This window comes from Mucilaginibacter sp. (genome assembly GCF_025362475.1).
In the GTDB taxonomy this organism is placed as follows: Bacteria; Bacteroidota; Bacteroidia; order Sphingobacteriales; family Sphingobacteriaceae; genus Mucilaginibacter.
Genome location: NZ_JANYGH010000007.1, coordinates 113,642 through 138,100, shown reverse-complemented (window position 1 = coordinate 138,100; position 24,459 = coordinate 113,642). Strand labels below are relative to the sequence as shown.

General features: G+C 41.2%; 20 protein-coding genes. 8 read left to right on the top strand and 12 right to left on the bottom strand.

From position 1 onward, the window contains the following. Positions 1-206 precede the first annotated feature (206 nt). From Q0R88_RS03775 to Q0R88_RS03760, 4 genes are read right to left on the bottom strand one after another with little or no spacing between them, the layout of a single operon-like run. Positions 207-1,730: a S41 family peptidase gene (locus tag Q0R88_RS03775; protein WP_295712460.1), complete on the bottom strand. Its 1,524-nt coding sequence runs from the start codon at positions 1,728-1,730 to the stop codon at positions 207-209. Positions 1,731-1,786: 56 nt separating this feature from the next. After that, complete coding sequence (locus Q0R88_RS03770) at positions 1,787-2,395, bottom strand: HAD hydrolase-like protein (protein ID WP_295712457.1); 609 nt, start codon at positions 2,393-2,395, stop codon at positions 1,787-1,789. Continuing rightward, positions 2,385-2,693, bottom strand: coding sequence for a hypothetical protein (locus tag Q0R88_RS03765; RefSeq protein ID WP_295712454.1), 309 nt, complete (start codon positions 2,691-2,693; stop codon positions 2,385-2,387). The genes Q0R88_RS03770 and Q0R88_RS03765 overlap by 11 nt, the downstream gene beginning before the upstream one ends. 13 nt (positions 2,694-2,706) lie before the next feature. Then, positions 2,707-3,360: an ABC transporter ATP-binding protein gene (locus Q0R88_RS03760; protein ID WP_295712451.1), complete on the bottom strand. Its 654-nt coding sequence runs from the start codon at positions 3,358-3,360 to the stop codon at positions 2,707-2,709. Positions 3,361-3,608: 248 nt separating this feature from the next. Here Q0R88_RS03760 and sucC point away from each other — a divergent pair, with 248 nt between their 5' ends. From sucC to Q0R88_RS03745, 3 genes are all read left to right on the top strand, one after another. Continuing rightward, the gene (gene sucC / locus Q0R88_RS03755) at positions 3,609-4,844 is read left to right on the top strand and encodes an ADP-forming succinate--CoA ligase subunit beta (protein ID WP_295712449.1); all 1,236 of its coding nucleotides are present in this window, start codon (positions 3,609-3,611) and stop codon (positions 4,842-4,844) included. Positions 4,845-4,932: 88 nt separating this feature from the next. Continuing rightward, the gene (locus Q0R88_RS03750; RefSeq protein WP_295712446.1) at positions 4,933-5,424 is read left to right on the top strand and encodes a DUF4304 domain-containing protein; all 492 of its coding nucleotides are present in this window, start codon (positions 4,933-4,935) and stop codon (positions 5,422-5,424) included. A gap of 152 nt (positions 5,425-5,576) precedes the next feature. Beyond that, positions 5,577-5,858, top strand: a complete 282-nt coding sequence (locus Q0R88_RS03745) for a hypothetical protein (protein ID WP_295712444.1) — start codon at positions 5,577-5,579, stop codon at positions 5,856-5,858. A gap of 724 nt (positions 5,859-6,582) precedes the next feature. Here Q0R88_RS03745 and Q0R88_RS03740 read toward each other — a convergent pair. Further along, positions 6,583-8,223, bottom strand: coding sequence for an FMN-binding glutamate synthase family protein (locus Q0R88_RS03740; protein WP_295712441.1), 1,641 nt, complete (start codon positions 8,221-8,223; stop codon positions 6,583-6,585). Positions 8,224-8,406: 183 nt separating this feature from the next. Here Q0R88_RS03740 and Q0R88_RS03735 point away from each other — a divergent pair, with 183 nt between their 5' ends. Beyond that, entirely contained in the window at positions 8,407-8,949 is a 543-nt protein-coding gene (locus tag Q0R88_RS03735; protein ID WP_295712437.1) for a YceI family protein, read from the top strand. A gap of 182 nt (positions 8,950-9,131) precedes the next feature. On the opposite strand, the gene Q0R88_RS03730 is transcribed toward Q0R88_RS03735, so the two are convergent. The 7 genes from Q0R88_RS03730 to Q0R88_RS03700 form a co-directional block, all read right to left on the bottom strand. Beyond that, a complete protein-coding gene (locus Q0R88_RS03730; protein WP_295712435.1) occupies positions 9,132-9,488 on the bottom strand; it encodes a hypothetical protein in 357 nt (118 codons plus the stop codon). 225 nt (positions 9,489-9,713) lie between these two features. Then, on the bottom strand, positions 9,714-10,403 hold the full coding sequence (locus Q0R88_RS03725) for a response regulator transcription factor (RefSeq protein WP_295712432.1): 690 nt from the start codon (positions 10,401-10,403) through the stop codon (positions 9,714-9,716). 97 nt (positions 10,404-10,500) lie between these two features. Continuing rightward, on the bottom strand, positions 10,501-11,661 hold the full coding sequence (locus Q0R88_RS03720; RefSeq protein ID WP_295712430.1) for a redoxin domain-containing protein: 1,161 nt from the start codon (positions 11,659-11,661) through the stop codon (positions 10,501-10,503). Between the two features lies 1 nt (position 11,662). Continuing rightward, positions 11,663-13,132, bottom strand: coding sequence for an Asp-tRNA(Asn)/Glu-tRNA(Gln) amidotransferase subunit GatB (gatB, locus tag Q0R88_RS03715; RefSeq protein WP_295712427.1), 1,470 nt, complete (start codon positions 13,130-13,132; stop codon positions 11,663-11,665). 429 nt (positions 13,133-13,561) lie between these two features. After that, the gene (alaS, locus tag Q0R88_RS03710) at positions 13,562-16,246 is read right to left on the bottom strand and encodes an alanine--tRNA ligase (protein ID WP_295712425.1); all 2,685 of its coding nucleotides are present in this window, start codon (positions 16,244-16,246) and stop codon (positions 13,562-13,564) included. A gap of 318 nt (positions 16,247-16,564) precedes the next feature. After that, positions 16,565-18,799, bottom strand: a complete 2,235-nt coding sequence (locus tag Q0R88_RS03705; RefSeq protein ID WP_295712423.1) for a hypothetical protein — start codon at positions 18,797-18,799, stop codon at positions 16,565-16,567. Next, positions 18,796-20,676 carry a transglutaminase-like domain-containing protein gene (locus tag Q0R88_RS03700; RefSeq protein WP_295712421.1) on the bottom strand — a complete coding sequence of 627 codons (1,881 nt, stop codon included), beginning with the start codon at positions 20,674-20,676 and terminating at the stop codon, positions 18,796-18,798. Before Q0R88_RS03700 ends, Q0R88_RS03705 begins: the two co-directional genes overlap by 4 nt. Before the next feature lie 182 nt (positions 20,677-20,858). Between Q0R88_RS03700 and Q0R88_RS03695 the strand changes: the two genes are divergently transcribed. From Q0R88_RS03695 to Q0R88_RS03680, 4 genes are all read left to right on the top strand, one after another. Beyond that, positions 20,859-21,059, top strand: coding sequence for an addiction module protein (locus Q0R88_RS03695; protein ID WP_295712419.1), 201 nt, complete (start codon positions 20,859-20,861; stop codon positions 21,057-21,059). A gap of 162 nt (positions 21,060-21,221) precedes the next feature. Further along, a complete protein-coding gene (locus Q0R88_RS03690; protein ID WP_295712416.1) occupies positions 21,222-21,557 on the top strand; it encodes a MerR family transcriptional regulator in 336 nt (111 codons plus the stop codon). A gap of 42 nt (positions 21,558-21,599) precedes the next feature. After that, on the top strand, positions 21,600-23,711 hold the full coding sequence (locus tag Q0R88_RS03685) for a ComEC/Rec2 family competence protein (protein WP_295712413.1): 2,112 nt from the start codon (positions 21,600-21,602) through the stop codon (positions 23,709-23,711). Positions 23,712-23,777: 66 nt separating this feature from the next. After that, a complete protein-coding gene (locus Q0R88_RS03680; RefSeq protein ID WP_295712410.1) occupies positions 23,778-24,422 on the top strand; it encodes a DUF4412 domain-containing protein in 645 nt (214 codons plus the stop codon). The last annotated feature ends 37 nt before the right edge of the window (positions 24,423-24,459 follow it).

Below are 24,459 nucleotides of genomic sequence, written 5' to 3'. Positions count from 1 at the left end.
AAGTACTTTTGCTCATGTTGGTTATTAAAGTGTGGTAACTCTAATATCAACACAAAAGGGGTGGCTTTTAGCTACCCCTTACTTTTTTTCAAAAAATTCGTTTACCGGACAACAGTGCACTGCGTTCAGGATGACAAAAAGCTTTTTTTGAAACACGTCATCGACCGGAACGAAGCAATGACGCGTTTTTTTCAACAGCCTATATTTTATTTATGGCGAAGTTCCTTTTTACCTACCATGCCTTTAAACTTACGTTCATCCAGTTTAAGAGTCATATTGGTAACCTGTTGGTCAGACATCGATTTGCTTTTTGACAAACTCTGAACTTTTGGCCCGCTTACGTCATAAACGCCCGTACTGATATAATTCAACGCGTGTTGCAGCAATACTTCCGTACTATCGCCAAAGTCCTTAGTAACATCATCATAATCAAGTTTACCCGGATAATCTGCCGAACCAGGTGTCATCCCGGAATAATAGCCTCCTTGATTAGCTGAATTCTTGGTTTCAAACTGGGGTACATACAATTGGTATTTATTGATGTCGATAGCAAAAAAGCCTACAGGTTTGCCATAGCTTGTACGGCCTATAAACTTCACGTCCATTTCGGGGCGCAGGTTGTTAATAGTTAACTCACTTGCCGAGGCTGTGGAGCCTGTTATAATAAAAAACACCCGGCTAATGTTGAGCGAGCCATTTTTGGTAAAAAGAATCCGGTTATCAGGATTAGTAGGTAAAAAATCTCCTTTCTTAATATTATATATCGCACTCAGCAAAGGATGATTATCAGCCTGCAGTTTATCGTTATAATAATAAGTATACATCTGTGAGCCGTTTTTTGCCGATGGTACAATCAGGTTATCCAGGTATTCGGCAGTTGATACATAACCGCCGCCATTATACCGCAAATCCACAACCAGCTCGGTAACATTAGCCGCTGTAAAGGCATTAAATGCTTTTAACAATTGAGGGCCAGCATTCTCAGGCGAAGTAAATGTATTGAAAACCACATAACCCACTTTTTTATCACCTTGGGTAAAAACCTTATAAGTTAAAACCGGGTTAATGGTGTAAGTAGCTACAGCCAAAGAAACGTCAACCGTTGTGCCATCTGGTTTTTTAAGCGTCATAGTAATAGGATTGTTACCATAAACACCATTCACTACAAAGTTTACGTTGGTTCCGTTGTCATAATCCAATGTTGTGCGGCCATTAAGTTTTACTACCTGGTAACCTCTTTTAATACCGGCCTTATCGGCAGGCGAACCTGCGTAAACATATTTTATACGCAGATCTGTTGTTTCCTGGTATAGTACCGATAAACCGAAATCGCCGTTTGTACCACCTAATTCGGTAGATACCGATCCATCATCTATAAAGGAATACTTAGCCGAACCCGGGTCTGGCGCATAATATTCATACGGCTGGTTAGTAGATGGGTTGATTTTAAACTGTGATATTTGGTCAACTTCGTTTGTCAGCGCGGTTATATCATCTGATCCGGTGATGCTACGGGGCTGAAAAGTTTTATAGTCAGGTATGGCATCATACCACAAATAAGTTTCTTTAGCATACAGGTATACCGAATCCTTGATCAGGTCGAGCGTCGATCCGGTTTTTGTTGGTCCGGTAAGTACTCCCCCATCCGTATTTCCAGCCGGCTTATCTTTTTTACAGGCCGAAAGTAAACCGGTTGCCAGAACTAATGTGAAGTAAAATATTTTTTTCATGTACTATGAATTATAAAAGTGTTAACGTAATAAAAATAAGTATGTTACAACAAGCGTTATAAAAATTCCTCAACACCCAGGTAATCTACACCAACAGTCTCCGCGCATAAACTATCGGCTTCAGAATTTCCTATCATCAGGATGTCTCTGCGTTGCAAGTTATGATCCTGCATTAATAAGTGTATCGCATCGGGTTCTGGCTTAGGCGCCGTTTCTTCGGCAAAATAACAGGTTAGGTAAGGCTCCAGTTTATGCCATTCTACCTGTTTAATTTTATTTACCTGTAGTGGTACATTGCCATTTGTAACAATGAAAAGTTTTTTACGATCAACCACAATTTCCTGTAGGAAGGTAAGCATATTCTGGTACAAAAGCAATTTAAGAGGGAGCTTGGCAGTCACCATAAGGTTGTCAAAATTCTCCCTGTATCTGGCAGCAACAGGAAACTCAAGGGCAACTTTATCAAAAACAGCCTCCGCTCCTTCCTGTACATACGTATCAGTCATCAGTTTGGTTGTTTTGCCGGCATCAACCAGCTCAACATACTCCAGCATGTTGGCAAAAAGGTAATAAACCTGGTATATATAATCTTTAGCTGGAAATAAAACATCATCAAGCTCCAGAATGAACGCGGTTTTGCGTTTATCAATATCTTTATATTTCATTGTCCCCGGCAAGGATTGTTATGTTATACTCATTAAATAATATGGCTGACTGTTGCAGCAACTCCATCTCTCTTTCGCGAAAAAGGTAAACAAGCTCAACACCCAGATCAAGGCATAAAGTTAACATTTCATGCGTATAACTGGATGACTGAGGATCGGGCAAGCGGATAAGCTGCCCCGGTTTCAGCATAAAATCCGGCAGATCAAGATGATCACCCATGATCACGTTATCGCCGTTCAGTTTGTTTTTTAGCCTGTAGGCCGGTGCAGAATTAGCAGCTGTTATTAATATCTTCAATTTATAAATAAACTTATTGTATAATTAAACCATCCTTCATCATCACCGTACGGTCTGATAGGTTGGCAAGATCTTCATTATGTGTAACTATTACAAAGGTTTGGTTAAATTCTTTACGCAACTTAATGAAAAGTTCATGCAACTCCAGCGCGTTCACCGAGTCGAGGTTACCGGATGGTTCATCGGCAAAAATCAACGCGGGCTTATTGATCAGCGCACGCGCTACGGCAACCCTTTGCTGCTCGCCACCCGATAGCTCATTGGGCTTATGGCTCATTCTATCTTTTAATCCAAGCAAATCAAGCAGTTCGGCCGATCTCTTTTCGGCGTCAGATTTTGATACGCCCGCAATAAAGGCAGGGATGCATACATTTTCAAGAGCGGTAAACTCGGCCAGTAAATGGTGAAACTGAAAAATAAAGCCAATTTTACGATTCCGGAAATCGCTCAGGTTTTTATTACTAAGCTTGCTGAGCTCTATATCGTTGATATACAACTGACCGGAATCCGGCCTATCCAACGTACCCAAAATATTTAGCAACGAACTTTTACCCGCACCGGATGCACCAACAATAGTTACAATTTCACCACGCTTAACTTCAAGATCAACGCTCTTTAATATTTGAAGCTGCCCGTATGATTTATAGATGGATTTGGCTTTAAGCATGGCGTAAAGTTAATATTTTTTGGTGAGTGGTTGTAAGTGGTGAATGGTTGATTGGGTTGATTAGGTGAGTGGTGATGTAAAGACGATCTGATTTAACGTAGTATGATTGAGCGAAGCAGCCTAATCAATTCAATATCCTCAATCAACCATTCACCTAATCAACTACTCACCACTCACTACTCCCAAATGTAAAACCATTGTTATTAAATAAACATAGGGCAAATAAAGTGTACAAAGGCCCCAAACCTTTGAACAAAAATTGTAGATTTACCGCAAATTCTTCAAAAAACATGAATATTCACGAATATCAGGGCAAAGCCATATTAAAGAGCTTTGGCGTTAGAGTTCAGGAAGGCATTGTTGCCGATACTGTTGAGCAGGCTGCAGAGGCTGCCCAAAAATTGAAAGAAGACCTGGGCTCAAGCTGGGTAGTAATAAAGGCACAGATCCACGCCGGTGGTCGTGGTAAGGGTGGCGGCGTAAAGCTGGCTAAAAACATTGACCAGGTTAAAGAAATTGCAGGCAACATTATTGGCATGCAGTTAGTTACCCCGCAAACAGGCCCCGAAGGTAAAAAAGTTAAGAAAGTTTTAGTAGCCCAGGATGTTTATTACCCAGGCGAAAGCGAAACTAAAGAGTTTTACATGAGCGTGTTGCTTGATCGTGCTAAAGGCCGCAACATTATCATGTACAGTACCGAAGGCGGTATGGATATTGAGGAAGTTGCACACTCAACTCCCGAACTGATATTTAAAGAAGAAATTGATCCTAAAGTTGGTTTACAAGGTTTCCAAACCCGTAAAATAGCTTTCAACTTAGGCTTATCAGGCGAAGCTTTTAAAGATATGACCAAATTCATAGCTGCCTTGTACAAAGCTTATGAAGCTACAGATTCTTCGCAATTTGAAATTAACCCGGTATTAAAAACATCTGATAACAAAATTTTAGCTGTTGATGCCAAGGTTAATATCGATGATAACGCGTTATACCGTCACCCGGATTACGCAGCTATGCGCGATACTGACGAGGAAGATCCTACAGAAGTTGAAGCAAGCAAATCAAACCTTAACTATGTAAAGCTTGACGGTAACGTAGGCTGTATGGTTAACGGCGCTGGTTTAGCTATGGCAACTATGGATATTATTAAAATTGCTGGTGGCGAACCTGCTAACTTCCTTGACGTTGGTGGTACTGCCAATGCCGAAACTGTTAAAGCAGGCTTTAACATCATCCTGAGCGACCCTAATGTAAAGGCTATCCTGATCAACATCTTTGGTGGTATCGTTCGTTGCGACCGTGTTGCACAAGGTGTAATTGACGCCTATAACGAAATCGGTAATATCCCGGTTCCAATCATCGTTCGCTTACAAGGCACCAACGCTGTTGAAGCAAAAGAACTGATTGATAACTCAGGTTTAAAAGTATACTCAGCTATTTTGTTAAAAGAAGCTGCTGAAAGAGTAAAAGAAGTATTGGCTTTGTAATTGCTAATATAAACATATTGAGAAAGGGGCCCCGTGCCCCTTTCTTGTTTTGGGGACATATATTACTGCGTTTAATATATACGGCATTATGAATGCAAAAGAAAAGCAAACAGCTTTTATTAAAACTTATTTAAAGCCTGCATTAAAACAATACGGCTATTTGACAAGCGGTAACACTTGGTGGAAAGATCGTGACGATTTCTATATCATTATAAATCTTCAAAACTTTTCATGGAATACGAAAGAGCAAGCAAGTTTTTGTTTTAATATAGGCATAGCTTTAAAAGCAAGTACTAAAGATCATTCAAAGCCATCATATAATGATTTGAATATCCTAATTCGGGAGAACGGCTATCTGCCGGATGACCGCCATACACATAACTATAAAGACAAAACAGGCTATATTATTCAAGCAGGCACTGAATTAGCAAAATTCACAGATGAATTTCAATTGGATTTTGAACAGCATATTTTGCCAGCCTTAGAAAATCTTAATACGCTCGAAGATTGCATCAATTACTATACTCCTATTCCATTTTGGGGAGAAAGGCTAATACGCCAAATTGAAGAATTAGGTTAACATACTCCAATTATGGGAATGAAAAGATAATTTCCCTTATTGCAAAAATTAAATCCTTAATTTTATTCATCTACAAAGCCCATTCATAAAAAACATATCCAAAGGCGCAACCTATTGATATAAATAGCCATCGACTTTTTCGACCGATTAACATGAAAGAAGCCAAAATTCAAACCCTGCATCCCGATAACGATAAACAAAACAAAATTATTTCGGTCGAAAAATATGAAATAATAAAGGCCGCCATCATACAAATTTTGCAACACCAAAGCCTTACCCACACCCAGCTGATGCAGGCCCTTCACAATGAAGTGCATACCACCTTCTCTGGCAATGCCCATTGGTATGGCGAAACCGTAAAGTTAGACCTTGAAGCCCGGGAAATAATTAAGCGGGATAACGCGAAAGTGCCGGTTTATAGTATTATCGAATAGAGACTTTCTTAATCTCTGTGGCTGGTTTTTTATGCCGAAAAATCTCCTGCTTAATCCTAAAGAAGGCGTAAATCAACAGGGCTAAACCCAAAATCCAAAACAGGGCATAAAAATTTCTTAGCTTCTCCATCTAAAGCAAATATCGGCTAATAAATTAATAAAAGCAGGTCTTACTAACACAAGACCTGCGCTAAAAAAGGCGGCAACTTGTATGTTGCATAAGATCTCTCTTTCGCGCTCCCGCACATTCCTCCCCGGCTCTATCGAGATGACAATTTGTGAAAACAAATATAATAACCGAAGTGCTTTCGCTTTCCCCCAAAAGTGTCAGCAGATCAGCTTCGGGCGAAAACGGGCAGAACGATGGTGGACTGTGCGGCTGCAGGGCATAGGAAGTTTTTGCATGCGTAGGGCGGCGAGGGTAAGGGCAAAATAATTCCAGCCCAGGTTCTGTCTGTTTTGCGGGGCGGAGGCCTGTGCGGCAAAGAAGCCTTTCTGCTGACTTGATTTTTGGTTACTTTTCATCAAGGAAAAGTAACTAGGCCCCCCGCGGCCATGAGCGGGACGATGGTATTAGTTACAACTACATACCGTTGGAATACGAAAGCCTTGCCCACCGTGTATTGTTCGCGATTGCCAAGTCGTTTCTCCTCAATGACATAGTTTAGCGGCTCTGCTTAATTGGGGATTGCTTCGTGCCTCGCAATGACGGGTGGGTGAAAGCTCAACTCATATACGAACTCACATTACTATAATCCACATTAGTAACCACCGTATAATCTGGCACGAAGGTATTTTCACTGCTCAGGGCCATATCCAGCTCAAAGGTTGATGGGTATGGGGTGTTGAGCAGACTCCCTTTAGGCATATATGGAAACAGCTCGCCGTAGGTCAGGATCTGACTGTGGTTAATGCGGCGATAGATGAACATACGGTGCAGATCGCAGGGTTTAACTAACCCAGCGGCCCCAATCATCTGAATAGCACTGCCCACTGTGGCTTTATGAAAGTTGGCCACACGTACTTTTTTATCGCCAACCACCAGGCCTCGCATCAGGTTTTTATCCTGGGTGGCTACGCCAGTTGGGCAGGTATTCATATTACACTCGAGGGCCTGTATACAGCCCAGGGCAAACATCATTCCACGGGCACTGTTACACATATCAGCGCCCAAAGCAAAATTCTTTACCAGGTCGAAACCGGTGGCTACCTTGCCAGATGCTATAACCTTGATATATCTTTTAATATTAAAGCCGGTTAAGGCATCGTAAACAAACGCCAGGGCCTCGCGCAGCGGCATACCTACCGAGTTTGAGAACTCCAGCGGAGCAGCACCTGTGCCGCCCTCACCCCCATCCACAGTTATAAAATCAGGATAGATCTGCGTTTTAACCATGGCTTTGCAAATAGCTAAAAATTCGCTCTTATGCCCTACGCATAATTTAAAGCCAATAGGTTTACCGCCCGAAAGCTCGCGCAGCTTTTTAATGAACGTGGTAAGCTCCATTGGATTACTGAAAGCGGTATGAAATGGCGGCGAAACTACATCCTGCCCCATCTCCACCAGCCTGATGCGTGCTATCTCGGGTGTTACCTTGGCAGCGGGTAAAATACCGCCATGCCCCGGCTTTGCTCCCTGCGATAGTTTAATCTCGATCATCTTAACCTGGGGCAACGCAGCGCGCTCGGCAAAGGCTTCATAGTCTATTGTTCCATCCTTATGCCTGCAACTAAAGTAACCTGTACCAATTTGCCAGATTATATCCCCGCCCGGTTCAAGGTGGTGATCGCTTAGGCCGCCTTCGCCGGTGTTGTGGGCAAAACCGCCCAGTTTGGCGCCACCGTTAAGGGCAAGTATAGCATTCTCACTCAACGAGCCAAAACTCATGGCCGATATATTAAACACACTTGCCATATAAGGCTGCTTACAATCCGGACCGCCAACTTTTACCCTCGGCTCCATATTTAATTGATGATGATCAATAGCAGATATACTGTGGTTAAGCCATTCGTAACCGCTTTCGTAAACATCAAGCTCGGTACCAAAGGGGCGGGTATCATCAACCATTTTTGCCCGCTGGTAAACTACCGTGCGGTTTTGACGATTAAAGGGAGTTCCATTAGTGTCACTCTCAATAAAGTACTGGTATATTTTGGGCCTGAGATCTTCCATTACAAAGCGCAGGTGCCCAAAAACCGGGAAATTACGAACTATGCTATGTTTTTTTTGCGCCAGGTCATAAAAACCCACCACATATATTGGTACCATTATAATGAACGACCAAGCCGCTGGTTTCCACATAATTGTCCACGCAGTGAGCACTGTAAAAATAATAATGAACGACGCTATAAAGAGCTTTCTCATGAGCTGTTAATTTAAAATGAACCGGATATTAATTTTTGATAAAATTAGATTTATAATTAAACAATAAAGCAATTGTAGGGTTTAACTTCTTACTCTATGTCTGCGAATTGTAATTAAAGTAAAATAGATGTTTAAACATCTATTTTTGTATTATCTTTGTATCAACAAAAAAAAATAAAAATCATGTCAACACAAACAGCAACAAAATGGATCATTGATCCAATGCATTCAGAAGTACAATTTAAAGTAAAACATTTGGTTATTTCAACCGTGAGCGGCTTTTTCAAAAGCTTTGCCGGTGAATTAACCACAGATAACGACAATTTTGAAAATGCCGAGATTGATTTCACATTGGATATCAACAGCATCGACACTAATCAAACTCAACGCGATGAGCACTTAAAATCAGCCGAGTTTTTTGACGCTGAAAAATATCCGCAAATCAGCTTCAAATCTACCTCATTTACCTCAACCGGTGATGAAGAGTTTGCTTTGAAAGGTAATTTAACTATTAAAGATGTAACCAAACCAGTAACTCTTGATGTTGAATTTGGCGGTTCAGCAGCAGATTTTTATGGCAACACTAAAGCTGGTTTCGAAATCACCGGTAAAATAAACCGTAAAGAATTTGGTCTTACCTGGGACGGCGTTACCGAAGCCGGTTCAATCGTTGTAGGCGAAGATATAAAACTGTTAATCAACGTTCAGTTTGCTAAACAAGCTTAATTGTTTTAATGCTGTTGCTGTATTTTAATAATTAAAATGCCGCTGTTGTTAAGTATACGTAACAGCACGGCATTATTAAAAGCATCGGCACATTTAAAACACCAATAACACAAAAGCCATCCTTAATTGGGGTGGCTTTTGTGTTATATAATAAATTGAGCGATAGTCATAGTTCGTGAATATCAATTAACACGCAAAAGCGTAGCAGCCAGGTGTTGCCCCTGGTAAACAAGATGCATTTTTATAGAGTCGCCATAGAGTTTGCCGGTATGCGGCGCATTGCCATTTGGCACAGGTACGTTAAAAGAGAAATCATCACCGTTGATCATCCCATCGGTAATAGCTACCTCGCCAGCCGGTGTTAGCGCTGTACCCGTAACCTTGCCGCTATCTACCTTTAAATTATACACCAATTGAAAAATACCATCATCAGGTAGTTTTACAGGCCCCTTCCATTTACCGGTAAGGTTACCTGCCGCAACAAAGCCTACCGTGAGTAAAAGTATGCATATAGCAGTGATGGAGATCGTTTTTTTCATCGGGAGCAAATTTGTTAACTGGATTACAAATTTCAGGGGAATTGGTTTTAATTATTTCCCCCATTGATCAAAACACAGATTATCCGACCAGTTCAGTTTTACTATAAGTCTCTTCCTCTTCTGCCCCTCAGCGAGCACAAAAGCAAAGCCCCGATCTTGTATTAAAAGACCGGGGCTTTACTTTAAATATACTAATCAAAGTTCCCTATTGGGGATATTTGGTGATTAAGCTTCAAACTTATATCCTACACCCTTTACGGTGGCTACACAATCGTCGCCCAGTTTTTCGCGCAGTTTGCGGATGTGCACATCAATAGTACGGTTGGTTACCACTACCGAGTCTTCCCATATGTTTTTAAGGATCACTTCGCGGGTGTACACCTTACCCGGTTTTGAGGCCAGCAGGTATAGCAATTCAAATTCTTTCTTGGCTAATACCACCTTAACACCTTTCTGGTAAACCAGGTATGCTTCGCGGTCGATTATTAAATCGCCAATTTCTAATTTGTTATCAGGTGCTTCTTCGGCAGGTGCATTGCGGCGCAATATGGCGTTTATACGGCTTACCAGTGCACGAGGCTTAATTGGCTTGGCTATATAATCATCAGCACCTACGTTAAAGCCGGCAATTTCTGAATATTCTTCACTGCGGGCGGTTAAAAATACCATAAAGGTGTTTTTAAACTCAGGCATGGTGCGCATAATGCGGCAAGCCTCGATGCCATCCATCTTAGGCATCATAATGTCAAGTACAATAAGATCAGGTAGTGATTTCTTGGCTTCAGCTACAGCTTCCTGGCCGTTGCGTGCCAAAAATACCTGGTAGCCTTCTTTTTTAAGGTTGTATTCAATCAACTCTAAAATATCCGGTTCATCATCAACAATAAGTATTTTCTGTTTTGGAGAGCTGCTCATGATGCGTTAATTTTTTTGTATAAAAGTATACACTTTACAAAAGCTTAAAGTTACCACAATATTAACAAATTGTTAAAGGTTACTTTATGTTAACGATTTATTGAACCTTATTGAACGTTTTGTTTAAAAAGGCCTCCAAATCGGCACCTGTAATATTTTTAGCAACAATATTTCCCTGCGGATCGATGATGAAATTTGATGGAATGGCTTCTATATGGTAAAGCGTTTCGGTAGGGCCTTCAAAACTGTTCAGATCAGATCCATGTGCCCATGTTAGTTTATCATCGTTAATTGCCTTTTGCCATGCAGCCTTATCCTTATCAAGCGATATGCCCAATATATTAAAGCCTTTTGAGTTAAAAGCAGCGTATTGCTTAACCACGTTAGGGTTTTCCTGCCTGCAAGGCGCACACCATGAAGCCCAAAAATCAAGCATTACGTATTTACCTTTATAATCGGCCAGTTTAATTGGTTTGCCATCAATACCGGTAACCGTAAAATCTGGTGCTTTGTGACCAATGGAAACGGGTTTAATCTTTTCCATCTGCCTTACAAAAGTTTGCACACCTGGATTATCCTTAAAATTCGCTTTGATATCATCAGAATAAGCTACCAGCTGCGGTTCAAATTTATATACATCCAATGATGTTGCCGCATAAAAACCTGCCAGTGATGTTTTATTATCGTTCACAAATTTTAAAACAGCAGCACCGTAATCGGCCAGGTTTTTCTGAAAAGTAGGCATGTATACCTTCAGCAATGAATCTGATTGTTTGCCCAGCTTTTGTGATTTCTCCTGGTATTCGGCAACCAGTTTAGAATTTTTTTCGCCGTAAAAATTGCTGATCTTGTTAAACTCCTTTATTTTTTCAGAGTCATCAGAGCCTTTAATGATATAAGTGTGGGTATTATCGTTATTATCGGTGCTAAACTCAATGTCATCGCCGTTTTTCGCTATCAGGTCAAATACATTATTTGCCCCAGCAGATTGCTCGCCACCGCCAGCGCTACCAATGCGCAATTTGTACAAGTTGGCATAAGGCGCAACATGTTTAAACTGAAATTTGCCGTTCTCGCCCAATGTGGTGGAGTCAACAACTTTTATCTGGGTGCTATCGGCCTCAATTAAATAAACCAGCCTTAAACTGCCCGGATTTTTAATGGTACCGTTGATGGTAAACTGCGAACTATCTTTACATGAATAAATAAACGCTGTTAAAAGCAGCAAACTGTAAACTGCCAAACTCTTTAATTTCATTCTACTTTGATTCTAATTCCTTGATCAATAATTGGTTTGTTTTCTGCGGATCGATCTTTCCTTTTGATAGTTTCATGATCTCGCCCATAAACAACCCTAAAACACCTTTTTTTCCTTTTTGATATTCCTTTACCTTATCGGGGAATTTGGCAATGGCCGCCTTTATAAACTGGCTTACATCGTCGTTATCCGCACTAATTAAAAGGTTAAGCTCTTTAGCCAGATCATCAGCCTTTTTGCCTGGTTCTCTGACCATAGCAGGGAATAATTTGTGCGAAGCTACAGAATTATTTATCACCCCTGCGTCAATTAGTTTGATAAGACCGGCCAGTTTTGCCGGGGTAACAGCAAAGTTACCAATAGCCACATCGTGATCATTCAGGTATGATTTTACCGCGCCCATCAGCCAGTTTGCAGCGGCTTTATAATGATCGGTTAATTTTATCAGTTCTTCAAAATAGTGCGCTACATCCCTGTCAGCTGTTATTACAGATGCATCATAGGCAGAAAGCCCCAATTGTTCTACATATTTATGGTAAAGCTGGTTGGGTAATTCGGGCAAGCCAGCACGAATTTCTTCTACATACTCTTTATCCAGCATCAGCGGCATCAGGTCTGGCTCCGGGAAATAGCGGTAATCATTAGCCATTTCCTTTGATCGCAGTACTGATGTTTCGCCGGTATCGGCATTAAAATTTAGCGTATTTTGATCTATGTGACCGCCATTTTCGATGACCTCTACCTGGCGGGCAAACTCATGCTCAATAGCGCGCTGTACGTTACGGATAGAGTTTAGGTTTTTAACCTCGCAGCGGTTACCGTACTCGGTAGCGCCTTTAAGCCTTACCGAAATATTGGCATCACAACGCATGCTGCCCTCTTCCATGTTACCATCACAAATATCAAGGTAACGCAGTATTTTACGGGTTTCGGTTAAAAACTGACCTGCCTCTTCTGCACTGCGCATATCCGGCTGGGTTACTATCTCAATTAATGGAACACCGGCGCGGTTAAGATCTATCAGTGAATCGGCATGATGCTGATCGTGCATACTTTTACCGGCATCCTCTTCCAGGTGGATGTGGTGAATAGCCAGTCTTTTTTCGGTGCCATCTGCCAGTCTTACCGGCACATATCCGCCCAGGCAAATGGGAGCATGATCTTGTGTTATCTGGTAACCTTTAGGCAAATCGGCGTAAAAATAATTTTTACGGGCAAAATTATTACTCAGGTTGATGGTACAGTTACAGCCCAGGCCCATTTTAACCGCGTACTCAACAGCCCTTTTATTTAAAAAAGGCAAAGTACCTGGGTGCCCAAGCGAAATGGCGCTAATGTGGTGATTAGGTTCGGCACCAAAAGCTGCAGAATCAGGCGAAAACACCTTACTTAAAGTAGATAACTGGGCATGTACTTCAAGGCCAACAACCAATTCGTACTTTTCACCTATCCCGTTTGTGAGTACTGTCATAAAAATAAAATTCAGCTGTGATGTGCTGATTGAATTCCAAATATATAAAAGTTAATACACTATAAACAGGTTTGGCTTTTAAACAAATGCAAAAAATATAATGCAGATGTGTTTGATAGGGTAAAGGAGGGTGGAGAATTTTAATAAGTGATGAAATTTCGCGAAAGAAAATGACGCTCAAAAAAGGGCTGTCTTGCTGAGCCTGTCGAAGCATGTGGGCAAAGGCCTCTGCGTGCGAGTCTTCGACAGGCTCAGACTGACAGGCCCACACGCCTCAAAATCCAATACGTCATTGCTGTAAGGAACGAAGCAATCTCCAAACTCTACAAAGGGCACTATGTAAGTTCGACCTGCATATGTAGAGATTGCTTCGTACCTCGCAATGACGTGTGGGAGATGACGCGTGGGAGTTGGTTTTATTTAGCAACCCTACACAAAACTCTTAGCCTTTGCCAGAGCATTATCCAATCCACTTACATCGCTGCCGCCGGCTGTGGCAAAAAAAGGCTGACCACCGCCGCCACCTTTTACTTCTTTAGCCAATTCTTTTACGATGTTACCCGCATGCAAACCTTTTTCCTTCACCAGGTTTTCGGCTATCATCACGGTTAAGCTTGGTTTGCCATCAAAATCGGCGGCAAGCACCAGGAACAGGTTGGGTACAATATCCTTTAACTGGTAAGCCAGGTTTTTAACCGCTTCGGCGTTTGGCAGGGCTACTTTTTGGGCAATGAAGTTGATACCATCTAAAGCTTCCACTTTTTGAGCCAGTTCATTTTTTAAGCCCGATGATTTTTCAAGGATTGATTTCTCAATCTCTTTTTTCAGCTTGCTATTTTCATCAAGCAGGCTTTCAACGCTTTTAGGCAAATCTTTAGGGTTTTTAAGCAGATCCTTTAACTGATTAAACATGCGGCTTTGGTTGGTGATATACACCTCGGCACCTACCCCGGTAATAGCCTCAATACGCCTAACCCCAGCGGCTACTGCACTTTCGGTAATAATTTTGAAGAAGCCGATTTGCCCGGTGGCCTGTACATGTGTACCGCCGCAAAGCTCCTTGCTAAACTCATCTTCGAAAGTAATTACGCGGACATACTCGCCATACTTTTCGCCAAATAGCGCGGTAACGCCACTGGAAATAGCCTCGGCATATAATACACTGCGTTCTTCTTTCAGCGGAATATTCTGGCGTATCTTTTGGTTAACTATAGCTTCTATCTGCGCCAGTTCCTCATCGGTAACTTTGGCAAAATGCGAAAAATCGAATCTTAAATAGTCGCTATTAACCAATGAGCCTTTTTGATTAACGTGGCTGCCCAAAACCTGTTTCATGGCGGCATGCAGTAAATGCGTAGCCGAGTGATTAGCATTGGTTTGGCCGCGCAAACCAGGATCAACAATAGCGGTTAAGGCATCTTCAATATCCTCGGGCAATTGATCTACATAATGAACAGTGAGGCCGTTCTCTTTTTTAGTATCCGTTACCAAAACAATGGTACCATCCGGGAAAATAAGCTCGCCCCTGTCTCCTACCTGGCCACCGCTTTCTGCATAAAAAGGCGTTTTATCCAAAACAATCTGGAATTGCTCTTTGCCTTTGGCCGTTACCTTGCGGTATTTTACGACGTGGGCAATGGTTTCGGTTTCGTCATAGCCGGTGAAGATGGAGCCTTCATCTTCTCTTAGGGTGATCCAATCTTCAGTATCGACTATCGATGCTGCGCGGGAACGAGTTTTTTGTTCTTGAAGTGCTTTATTGAATCCCTCCATGTCAACTACAAAAGACTTTTCGAGAGCCATTAACTCCGTCAGATCAATTGGAAAACCAAAAGTATCGTAAAGTTCAAAGGCGAAAGCTCCTGAAATTTCGTTGACTGTAGTATAAGGTGGTTCGGTAATTGACTTTCCACTATTCAAATCTGCCCATTGTTTTTCAATGAAATTTTCAAATAAACTTATACCCCTTCCCAAAGTTCTCAGGAAAGAAACCTCTTCTTCCAAAATCACCTTCTGCACAAAATCCTTTTGGTTATACAAATTATCAAATACTCCTTTAAACTGATCTGCCAGCAATGGCACCAACTGGTTAAAGAAAGGTTCTTTAAAACCTAAGGTTTGATAGCTGTAACGTACAGCCCGGCGTAAAATACGGCGGATAACATAACCTGCTTTATTGCTTGCCGGCAACTGCCCATCGGCAATGGCGAAACTGATGGCGCGGATATGGTCGGCTAATACACGCATAGCAACGGCTTCGTTCCAATCGGCATCACCAGGTTTGGCTGCACTGTTATATTTCTTACCGCTTTTTTCAGCAATGAACTGGATCATTGGCTGAAAAACATCGCTATCATAATTTGAAGTTTTGCCCTGCAGTACACGCACCAAACGCTCAAAACCCATACCTGTATCCACATGTTTGGCAGGCAGTGACTGTAAAGCGCCACCTTTTAAACGGTTGAACTGCATAAACACGTTGTTCCAGATCTCTATCACCTGGTCGTGATCAGCATTTACAAGACTTTCGCCTTTCACCTTTAACCTTTCACCTTCTTCCCGGCTATCGTAATGAATTTCAGAACATGGTCCGCAGGGACCAGTTTCGCCCATTTCCCAAAAGTTGTCTTTCTTGTTTCCGGGCAGGATATGGTCTTCGGCAACCAGTGCTTTCCACAGGTTGTAAGTATCGGTATCTTTTTCAAGGCCTTCCTTTTCATCACCCTCAAAGTAGGTAACATACAGGCGGTCTTTAGGTAATTTATAAACTTCGGTAAGCAGCTCCCAGCTCCAGGCAATGGCTTCTTTCTTAAAATAATCGCCAAAGCTCCAGTTGCCCAGCATCTCGAACATGGTATGGTGATAGGTATCAATACCCACCTCTTCCAGATCGTTATGCTTGCCGCTTACGCGCAGGCAGCGTTGGGTATCAGCAACGCGCGATGCTTTTGCAGGTGCTTCGCCCAAAAATATATCTTTAAACTGGTTCATCCCCGCGTTGGTGAACATCAGGGTTGGATCGTTTTTTATTACAATTGGCGCAGAAGGAACAATCACGTGTCCCTTAGAAACAAAAAAATCAAGAAAAGCCTGGCGTATTTCGGTAGCTGTCATAGTATGCAAATGTAGTTATTAGTCCGAAAGTGGGAAAGAAGGAAAATCACAAATTGGCATACAGATTTTCGGGAGGTTATTTAAAAGTGAAAAAGTAATCGTTATTGACTTGTTTCTTTTTACCCAAACATTAGCATTGAACGCTGGCAAACGACTCACCCCGGCTACGCTACGCTGGCCGACCCTCTCTTCACCTGCGGTGGAAAGAGGGTAAAACATTTTATTTTACCCCCCTCTATGCGCGAAGTGGAGAGAAGGGCGACAAGCGCAGCGAAGTCGGGCTGAGTCGACTCGACGCCAAGCAATCTACGTCAACACCTACTTCTTTTCCAGCAAAATCTTTTGGCTCTCAAATCCTGATGCGGCGTCTATCATAGCTACAAGAAGCGGCCAATCGGTAGCTTTTTCAAAATTATGGTAATAGGCTCGGTTTACAGTTATGTTTAAAATATTGCCGTTTACTGCAGCCACTGATGAAAAAGAACCTGCTTTGTTTTCTTTTTTAATATTCAGCTCCTCCATACCCTTAGCGTTATATCCCGGCGGAACGGTAATGGCAATTGAATATTTAAAGCTTCGGGCCTCGGGCATATAAACATCAAGCGTACGCTTGCGATCTTTTTCCTGCAGTTTATAAAAAGTACCGGCCAGTTTGCCAGCATCAATAATAAAGTTATTACCGGCTTTTTTTACCAGGTTATCCAACACAAATGATTCGCTAAACTCAAAAACCGGGCTGCTTTTGTCAAGTGCCGCATTAATGATCTTACAATCTGTTACCTGTAGCGGCTCCTGCTCATACTGCGCTTTTATTTCGGCTGTGAACTTTTTTAATGACTTTTGCTGATCATCTGCAAAAGCGAAATCAAAGGCATCGCGCATTTTTTTCGTTTCGGGATTAGCTGCCAGGCGTTTTTCCAGCGGTTCGCTTTTAGATAGCTCCATCATATTGTTATCAATATCAATAACCGGCAGTAAACTGCGCTGATCATCTACCCTTAACGCGCCGGTTTGCTTAACTAACCTTTGCAGCTTAAGCCTTTGCATATTGCCCGGCAAAAGCGAAACTTTAATATCCTCTTTGATGGAATTATCCGCCGCCACAGAAACCGGTAAAACCGTAGTGCCTTCGGTAAATGAATACCTGATAGCGTTTTCCCTTTTTGGCGTAAGCACTATTGCTTTTTCTCCCTGGAAACGGGCTGGTATTTCGTTAAAATGCGTGGTGGCATCATCAAAATACATATACAGCGGCTTGGTATCATTGATACGTATAAACGCATCAAAATCATCATAGGTAAATATGTTATCAAGTGTATTAGCATTACGCGAACATACCAGCAGCACATCATGATCAATTTTCATATCATTAAGCGCCATACTCATTAAAGCCGTGTTAAATTTAGTTTTTACACTCCTGTAATTTACCGCATCTATCTTTTCAACATCATCCTTATCGTAACTGCCCAAAATCATGCCTTTCCTGATATTGTAAAGCACTTTCATTAAGCTATCAAGCGGAACGGCTTTCATGTTCTTTTTCCCATCGAAATACTTTTTAAGGCGATCAACCGGCTCGTTAAAAAATGGAAGTGCCCTTTCATTAAAAGTTTTTTCAAATGAGGTTTTATTTGCTTCAAGGCGCTCGGCACTGCTTTCGCCCAGTTGCCCACCGCTAAGAAACCGATTAAAGCCACTGGTATAAGATACGCTTATTTCAACATATGGAAACTGGCGATACTTTGATGTCCATAATTCGCTTTGGTATTTGGGCAGGTTGCGCATTTTAAGGCTAAATAACTGGTCGCCTGCATCGTTAGTACTTTGTTCAAATTTAGGGGCCCCATTGGCGCTAATATTTTTTACAATATCTTTTTTGCTATACTGAAAATCAAGACTATAATAAAGTATTGGATATTCGCCGGCAAGCACAAATACCTCGTCATTTGCGGCAAAACTATCACCCATTTCTTTATCGCTTATATCAACTGTGCTTACGTAATAGTCCAATATATCGCCAACCTGCAAATCGGATATAGCCAGCTTGCTTTTTTGATCGTTCTTTTCATTTTTGATCAGCACTTCCTCACTGGTATTAACAATAACTACCTTCCCATTAGGTTTAATAATTTTTGCACCTATGTAAGTATCATGTGTCATCACAAATTTGGCGCTCAGGATCCTTTCGCTTTCATCAAGTCTTTTTTGGTAAGATATGGTAGAAAAACTTTCTAACGCGGATTTGTCATTGATTTTAACTTTTTCATGAAAGGTGGCAAGCTTGGCTACACGCGTAGTTTTTGTAGCCGTAATGATCATAAATTTAAACTTACTGCTTAATGATCGCTGCATGCTGTATGAACGTGCAAAAACCACTGCACTTTCATTACTTAAATTGGCAGGTACCGTTGAGTTTAAAAACTCAGGCACTTTTGTACCCCAAACTTCCTTTTGAATTTCTGCTGCCTTTTGCGCATAGGTTTCGTTATCGTTTTGTGCAAATACAGCAGTGGTTAATGTTAAAAAAAATAAGAAGAGTAAAGTTTGCTTCATTGTGATATAGGTTTTATAATTAAATTTTCGTTGTAGGCTTTGTTTAACAGTTCAATATCCTGGTTCCATTGAACAAATTTTGCCTTTGCAAGTGTAGTATTCTTAATGATGAGCACTTTCTTGTACACCAGTTTACCCGGCAAGCTCAGGTAACTAATATGAAACTCATAATCCGGTTTAACAATGTTCAGATCGGCGGGGATGCTTGAAGCTTTATAATTGGCAGGTATGGCCAGTTCTATTTCGGTAGTTATATTTTTTTTACTTGAAAACCAATAGTCATGCTTTCTTTCTGCAATCTTGAAAGCCGATTCTGCAAACTCCTTACGGCTATCCAAATCAATATAGTATTCTTTGCTAAAGGTTGATATCCCGCTTTTGCGTTCAACATCATAAGCCGCGGTTAAATCTTTATCGGGGTTGCTTGTGCTGCTTAGTAACAAATTGCTTATTAAATAATCGGCATTATTAGCAGAAAGGTAACGCATGGTAGCCTCATCAACATTTTCGTGCTTAATACTGTTTAAGCCAGTTAGCATACCTTCCTTATCCTCCCCTTTCCATACCCTGTTAACCTTACCAACCAGCGCGTTATTAATAATGCTCAGTTTACTTACCTCCTGATCATTGTTTTGCAATGCCTTTGCTACAGGCACTTTACTTAAAATAAATTTATCGCCTTCTTCCATTAAAACCTGCCTGCCCTGAATACGCTCGGCGTATTCGTTAATACCCAGGTATGTTTCCGTAGCATCCAGGTAATAGGTTTTGCCTTTATAATTTAAGCCGCATATCATGTGGTTATCCACCGCCATTGATGGTGTTTGGTAATCATAGGCAATGTGCCTGGTGCCCAGCCAGCAAAGGCGGGCATCAAAACCCTGCGATACGAGCAGGGCCTTTGTAAGGTTTGCCATCCCCTTACAATCTCCATATTTTTTGCGCAGCACTTCATCTGCTTTTTCGGGTTTAAAGCCGGCCATACCATCTTCAAAAGCTATGTACCTTATATTGTCCTGCACATAGTAAAATAGCGCCTTTATGCGGTCCATATCATTGGTAAGCCCGGCGGTTAGTTCTTTGGCTTTTGCGCTAATTACGGCTTCATCCCCAACAACATTTTTGGCCAGTTCGCGGTACCAGGCATACTGATCTGCAAGAGTATTAAAATAAGTAAGCTGTTTACCGCCTGCATTAGCAGTTTTACATAAAATAAGCAGGTGTGGATATATATAGGTTGGCCCGGGACTATTGTCTTCGCGCTTCATAGCGGGAATGTTGCTGAAGGTATACGTTACCAGATCGGCATTTTCGGCAGTAATATACTCGCTTGTTTTTTTTATGCTGAAGGAGTTGAAATTAAGTTCTTTAATATCCACCTTCATCCAGCGTGGAATTTTAATACTTACTTCGCCTTGCTGAACAATGGCCGCATCAGAAAAATAAATATTGGTAAAATACCGGGGATCATTAAGCGTTTCTTCAAAAGTTACCGTACCTGTACTTCCCTTTTTTGGCAAAACAAGCGGAAAGTAACAAACCCTGGCATCAGAATAAAAGACATCATCCTGCCCGTAATAGGTGTAAGTAGGTTTAAGCCCACGTTGATTATGACCATCAACCTTACACGATACTGCATCAATACTAATATTGTTGTTATAAAATTCAGATACTGTGTAATTTACACTATAAGCATTACTGCTATAGGTGTTGCTAAGCTTTTGCTTTACCTCAACCTTTGCCGTTTGGTTATTCCATTTAAACTCGTACTCGTTTTTTAATGAGGTTATATTTACCAGGGAATCTCCCTGAAATGCAAATGCGCCAAGGGTGCACAACATACAGCAGCTGTATGCAATCAATTGTTTAATTGTCATATAATAATTAGGTGGATGAAAGATATTATTATTTTTTCACTTATTTATCATATTTCCAGAGGTGAAAGATGATAATATTATAAGCTAACCCGCAATTTTCCTGACAAGAAAGCACTTTATTTTTTGAGATCATAACTTATTGCTTAATTGGACTTTAATTAAATAAAGATTAAATTTGCAACATGGAGACAGTAAAAATAGAGATTCAAAACGAACAGGAAAAGAAAGTACTTTTAGCTTTTCTTAAAAGTTTAAATTATCGATTCAGCATGGATAATGATGCCCCCATCATTTCAGATGAACATATGCAAGAATTAGCCCGCCGTAAAGCCGATCTGTTAAGCGGCAAAACCTCATCCCTGCCCTGGACAGAAACCAAATAACAGCCCGAAGATATTTGAATGGGATTATTTTCTCTTTTCCGCTATTTGTAATATATCAACCGGGTATTCTGCCGAAGAACTGGGATGATAAATAATTTAGGACCAGACAAAAAATCCGAAATCGAAAATCCCAAATTCGAAATCAAAAGAATACATTTGCATATGCCTTACAAAGACCGCGAGATAAGCAAGATGTATTATACCATGGGCGAAGTATCGGCCATGTTTGATGTGAATCAGTCGCTGATCCGTTTCTATGAAAAGGAATTTGATGTACTGCAACCCAAAAAGAACAAAAAAGGCAACCGCTATTTTACACCCGAAGACCTTGAAAATTTCAAGATCATCTTTCACCTCATCCGCGATAAAGGCTATACACTTAACGGGGCTAAAGATCATCTAAAAAATAACATGGGCGATACCCGCGAGAACCAACGCGTTATTGATTCCCTTGAAAATATAAAAAAATTCCTGCTCGAAGTGCGCGACCAGTTGTAGGTACGGGCCTAAAACATATCTTTATTGCTTGCTACCAAATAAATGATCGCAAATCATAAAGGCGAGGTTCCGTTTGTTGTATTACTCCTGCCGTTTTTGCTGGGGATTGGTTTAGGTATCAGCTTTATTGAGGCTGCTTACTTGCCTGTGCTTTGGGGCATTTTTATCGGACTCGCTTTAGTCTTTATCTTCCTCAATTTAACCTATAAACGTTTTGCTATTTACAAGGCGCGCTGGCTGGGCGGTTTGCTGATGACTTTTGTTTTACTTGCCGCAGGTTGCATCAGCGCTGTTAATTATAACGAACTGGCTAATGAACGCCATTTTTCAAAGTCGGCCGCCCAGTATTTTGTGGTCAAGATCACCAATGAGCCGCAACTTAAAAACGGACTGTTGAGGTTTACAGCATCGGTACAGCAAAACATCAACTATAAAAAAGCTACGGGAACTAATGGCACCTTGCTTATCACTATAAAAGATAGTGCATCAATAGCGCTGCAATATGGCGATGAGCTGCTGATACCTGCTAAGTATAATGCTATTGACCCACCGTTTAATCCGGGCGAGTTCAACTATAAAAAATACCTGGCGCATCAAAACATTTACTACCAGGCGTTTTTATACCCGGGCATGTACCGCGTAATAAAACATGATACGGGTAATCCGCTTATCGCCTTTTCGCTCAGGTTGCGGCAACAAATGGTGATCAAATTTCGCGGGCAAATGCATGATCAGCAAGCTATTGCCGTGGCATCAACCCTGATACTGGGCTACAAAGCCGATTTAAGCAATGATATTTTGCAGGCTTATTCAAAAACAGGCACCATCCATGTGCTTTCTGTTTCGGGGGCGCATGTGGCTATAATATACCTGTTGCTGCAATGGGTGCTGGGCTTTTTAAACACTTACCGTTATGGCAGGCATATTAAAGCCTGCATCATTATCCTGCTTATTTGGTACTACTCTATGCTCAGCGGCTTTTCGCCGGCAGTTTGCCGGGCCGCCGTAATGATCAGTATGGTTATTATAGGTAAAACTTATGCCCGGTACATCAATATGCTTAATATACTGGCTATATCGGCATTTATACTGTTGCTTTATAATCCGCTTTTTATTGTTGACGTAGGGTTTCAGCTCTCATACCTCGCCGTGGCAGGCCTGGTAATTTTGCAGCCTTTGGTGTATAAATGGTTTGAGTTTAAAAACAAATGGGCCGATAAGCTTTGGGCAGCCTGCTCCATATCTATAGCGGCACAGGTGATAACTTTTCCATTGAGCGCGCTATATTTTCACCAGTTCCCGGTTTATTTTTTACTCAGCAACTTGCTTATCATTATCCCCACCACTATTATTATGTATAGTGGAATTGCCTACCTTATGTTTTCGTGGGTACCGATGCTATCGGGTGCATTAGCTTATGTATTGGAGCAAACCATACTGTTCATGAATAAGGCATTGACCTTAATAGAACATGCCCCATTTGCAGGCATCAGTAAAATATGGCTAACCATACCCGAGTACCTGTTACTTTATATCATTATCATTAGCCTGTTTTACTTTTTGTATGATAAAAAATCATGGCTGATAAAGCTGGCGATAGTCTGCATGCTGCTGGTTTGTACCAGTATCAGCATAAAAAAATACCGTGCCGAAACTGCTAATTCCGTAGCCTTTTTAAACCTGCGTAAAAACACCGGCATTGTATTTAAAAGCGGCAACAGCGCGGTTATATTAACCAACCTTACCGATACAGACAGAAACTTCAATTATTCGGTAAGGCCATACCTGGATAGCACGCAGGTAAACGATGCTCAAATTATAAAACCGAATCAAAACATCGGTTTGCCTTACTTAAAAAAACAGGGCGCTCTTATCCAGTTTTACGATAAAAGAATAATTATATTTGATAAGCAATTACAAAACCAGCCTTTACAACAAAAATTAAAAACCAATTTTCTTTATATAACGGGCAATCCGCATTCAAGCTTATTTGCAATCAACAAGTACTTTGATTACCAAATGCTTGTAATTGATGGCAGCAACAGCAACCAAACTATTGTTAAGTTTGAAAGCGAAGCAAAACGTTTGCATATAAAGTGCCAAATATTAAAACGTAACATTTCATTAATAACAGCATCTAATTACCAACATTAAACTAAACGCCGATAAATTTGTCTTTTAACTAAAAACAAGTAAATTGGTATTAATCAAACTAAAAAAATGAGGATAAAATTTTTAAATGTTGCCCTGGGTTTGGCCCTTACCGCAACCACCATGAGTGCAAGCGCACAAAAAAAATACACCGAAGGCGTAGTTGACTTTACTACATCAATGATGGGGCAACAAATAAACGCTAAAAGCTATTTCAGGGCCGATTCAAACGCGTTTGCTTTTTCAAATGGCCCGGCCAATATCAAGATCATTACCGACGCAAATAGCAAATCGATGGTGATATTAGTTGATGTTGCTGTTGCAAACATCAAAAAAGCAGCGATAGCCAGCCCCGATGATATTGACCAGGCAATAGCGGGTATGCCTAAATTTACCTTTGCACCCAGCACCGAAACTAAAGTAATCTCGGGCTTTAACTGCAAAAAGGTAGTAGCTACAGATTCAAAAACCAGCAAAACTTATGATATATGGGTTACCAATGATGTGGAAATCCCATTGGCAGGTATTGCAAAATATTACGCGGGTGTTGGCGGCTTCCCAGTTCAGTATACTTCATTTAGCGAAGGACGATCAACCGAGGTTACTGTAAAAAGTGTAACCGAGCAGAAAGTACCTGCAGGCACATTTAGCATTCCTGCTGATTTTGAAAAGATCACCATGGATGATTTGAAAGCGATGCGTGGAGGAAGATAATCCACTTCATTAACTATTCATTAAAGGTTTCTTAACA

Bases quoted from the DNA above. Each gene is read 5' to 3' on its own strand.
- Q0R88_RS03775 (WP_295712460.1), bottom strand. From the start codon at position 1,730: ATGAAAAAAATATTTTACTTCACATTAGTTCTGGCAACCGGTTTACTT.
- Q0R88_RS03770 (WP_295712457.1), bottom strand. From the start codon at position 2,395: ATGAAATATAAAGATATTGATAAACGCAAAACCGCGTTCATTCTGGAG.
- Q0R88_RS03760 (WP_295712451.1), bottom strand. From the start codon at position 3,360: ATGCTTAAAGCCAAATCCATCTATAAATCATACGGGCAGCTTCAAATA.
- Q0R88_RS03750 (WP_295712446.1), top strand. From the start codon at position 4,933: ATGAATGCAAAAGAAAAGCAAACAGCTTTTATTAAAACTTATTTAAAG.
- Q0R88_RS03745 (WP_295712444.1), top strand. From the start codon at position 5,577: ATGAAAGAAGCCAAAATTCAAACCCTGCATCCCGATAACGATAAACAA.
- Q0R88_RS03740 (WP_295712441.1), bottom strand. From the start codon at position 8,223: ATGAGAAAGCTCTTTATAGCGTCGTTCATTATTATTTTTACAGTGCTC.
- Q0R88_RS03735 (WP_295712437.1), top strand. From the start codon at position 8,407: ATGTCAACACAAACAGCAACAAAATGGATCATTGATCCAATGCATTCA.
- Q0R88_RS03730 (WP_295712435.1), bottom strand. From the start codon at position 9,488: ATGAAAAAAACGATCTCCATCACTGCTATATGCATACTTTTACTCACG.
- Q0R88_RS03725 (WP_295712432.1), bottom strand. From the start codon at position 10,403: ATGAGCAGCTCTCCAAAACAGAAAATACTTATTGTTGATGATGAACCG.
- Q0R88_RS03720 (WP_295712430.1), bottom strand. From the start codon at position 11,661: ATGAAATTAAAGAGTTTGGCAGTTTACAGTTTGCTGCTTTTAACAGCG.
- gatB (WP_295712427.1), bottom strand. From the start codon at position 13,132: ATGACAGTACTCACAAACGGGATAGGTGAAAAGTACGAATTGGTTGTT.
- alaS (WP_295712425.1), bottom strand. From the start codon at position 16,246: ATGACAGCTACCGAAATACGCCAGGCTTTTCTTGATTTTTTTGTTTCT.
- Q0R88_RS03705 (WP_295712423.1), bottom strand. From the start codon at position 18,799: ATGAAGCAAACTTTACTCTTCTTATTTTTTTTAACATTAACCACTGCT.
- Q0R88_RS03700 (WP_295712421.1), bottom strand. From the start codon at position 20,676: ATGACAATTAAACAATTGATTGCATACAGCTGCTGTATGTTGTGCACC.
- Q0R88_RS03695 (WP_295712419.1), top strand. From the start codon at position 20,859: ATGGAGACAGTAAAAATAGAGATTCAAAACGAACAGGAAAAGAAAGTA.
- Q0R88_RS03690 (WP_295712416.1), top strand. From the start codon at position 21,222: ATGCCTTACAAAGACCGCGAGATAAGCAAGATGTATTATACCATGGGC.
- Q0R88_RS03685 (WP_295712413.1), top strand. From the start codon at position 21,600: ATGATCGCAAATCATAAAGGCGAGGTTCCGTTTGTTGTATTACTCCTG.
- Q0R88_RS03680 (WP_295712410.1), top strand. From the start codon at position 23,778: ATGAGGATAAAATTTTTAAATGTTGCCCTGGGTTTGGCCCTTACCGCA.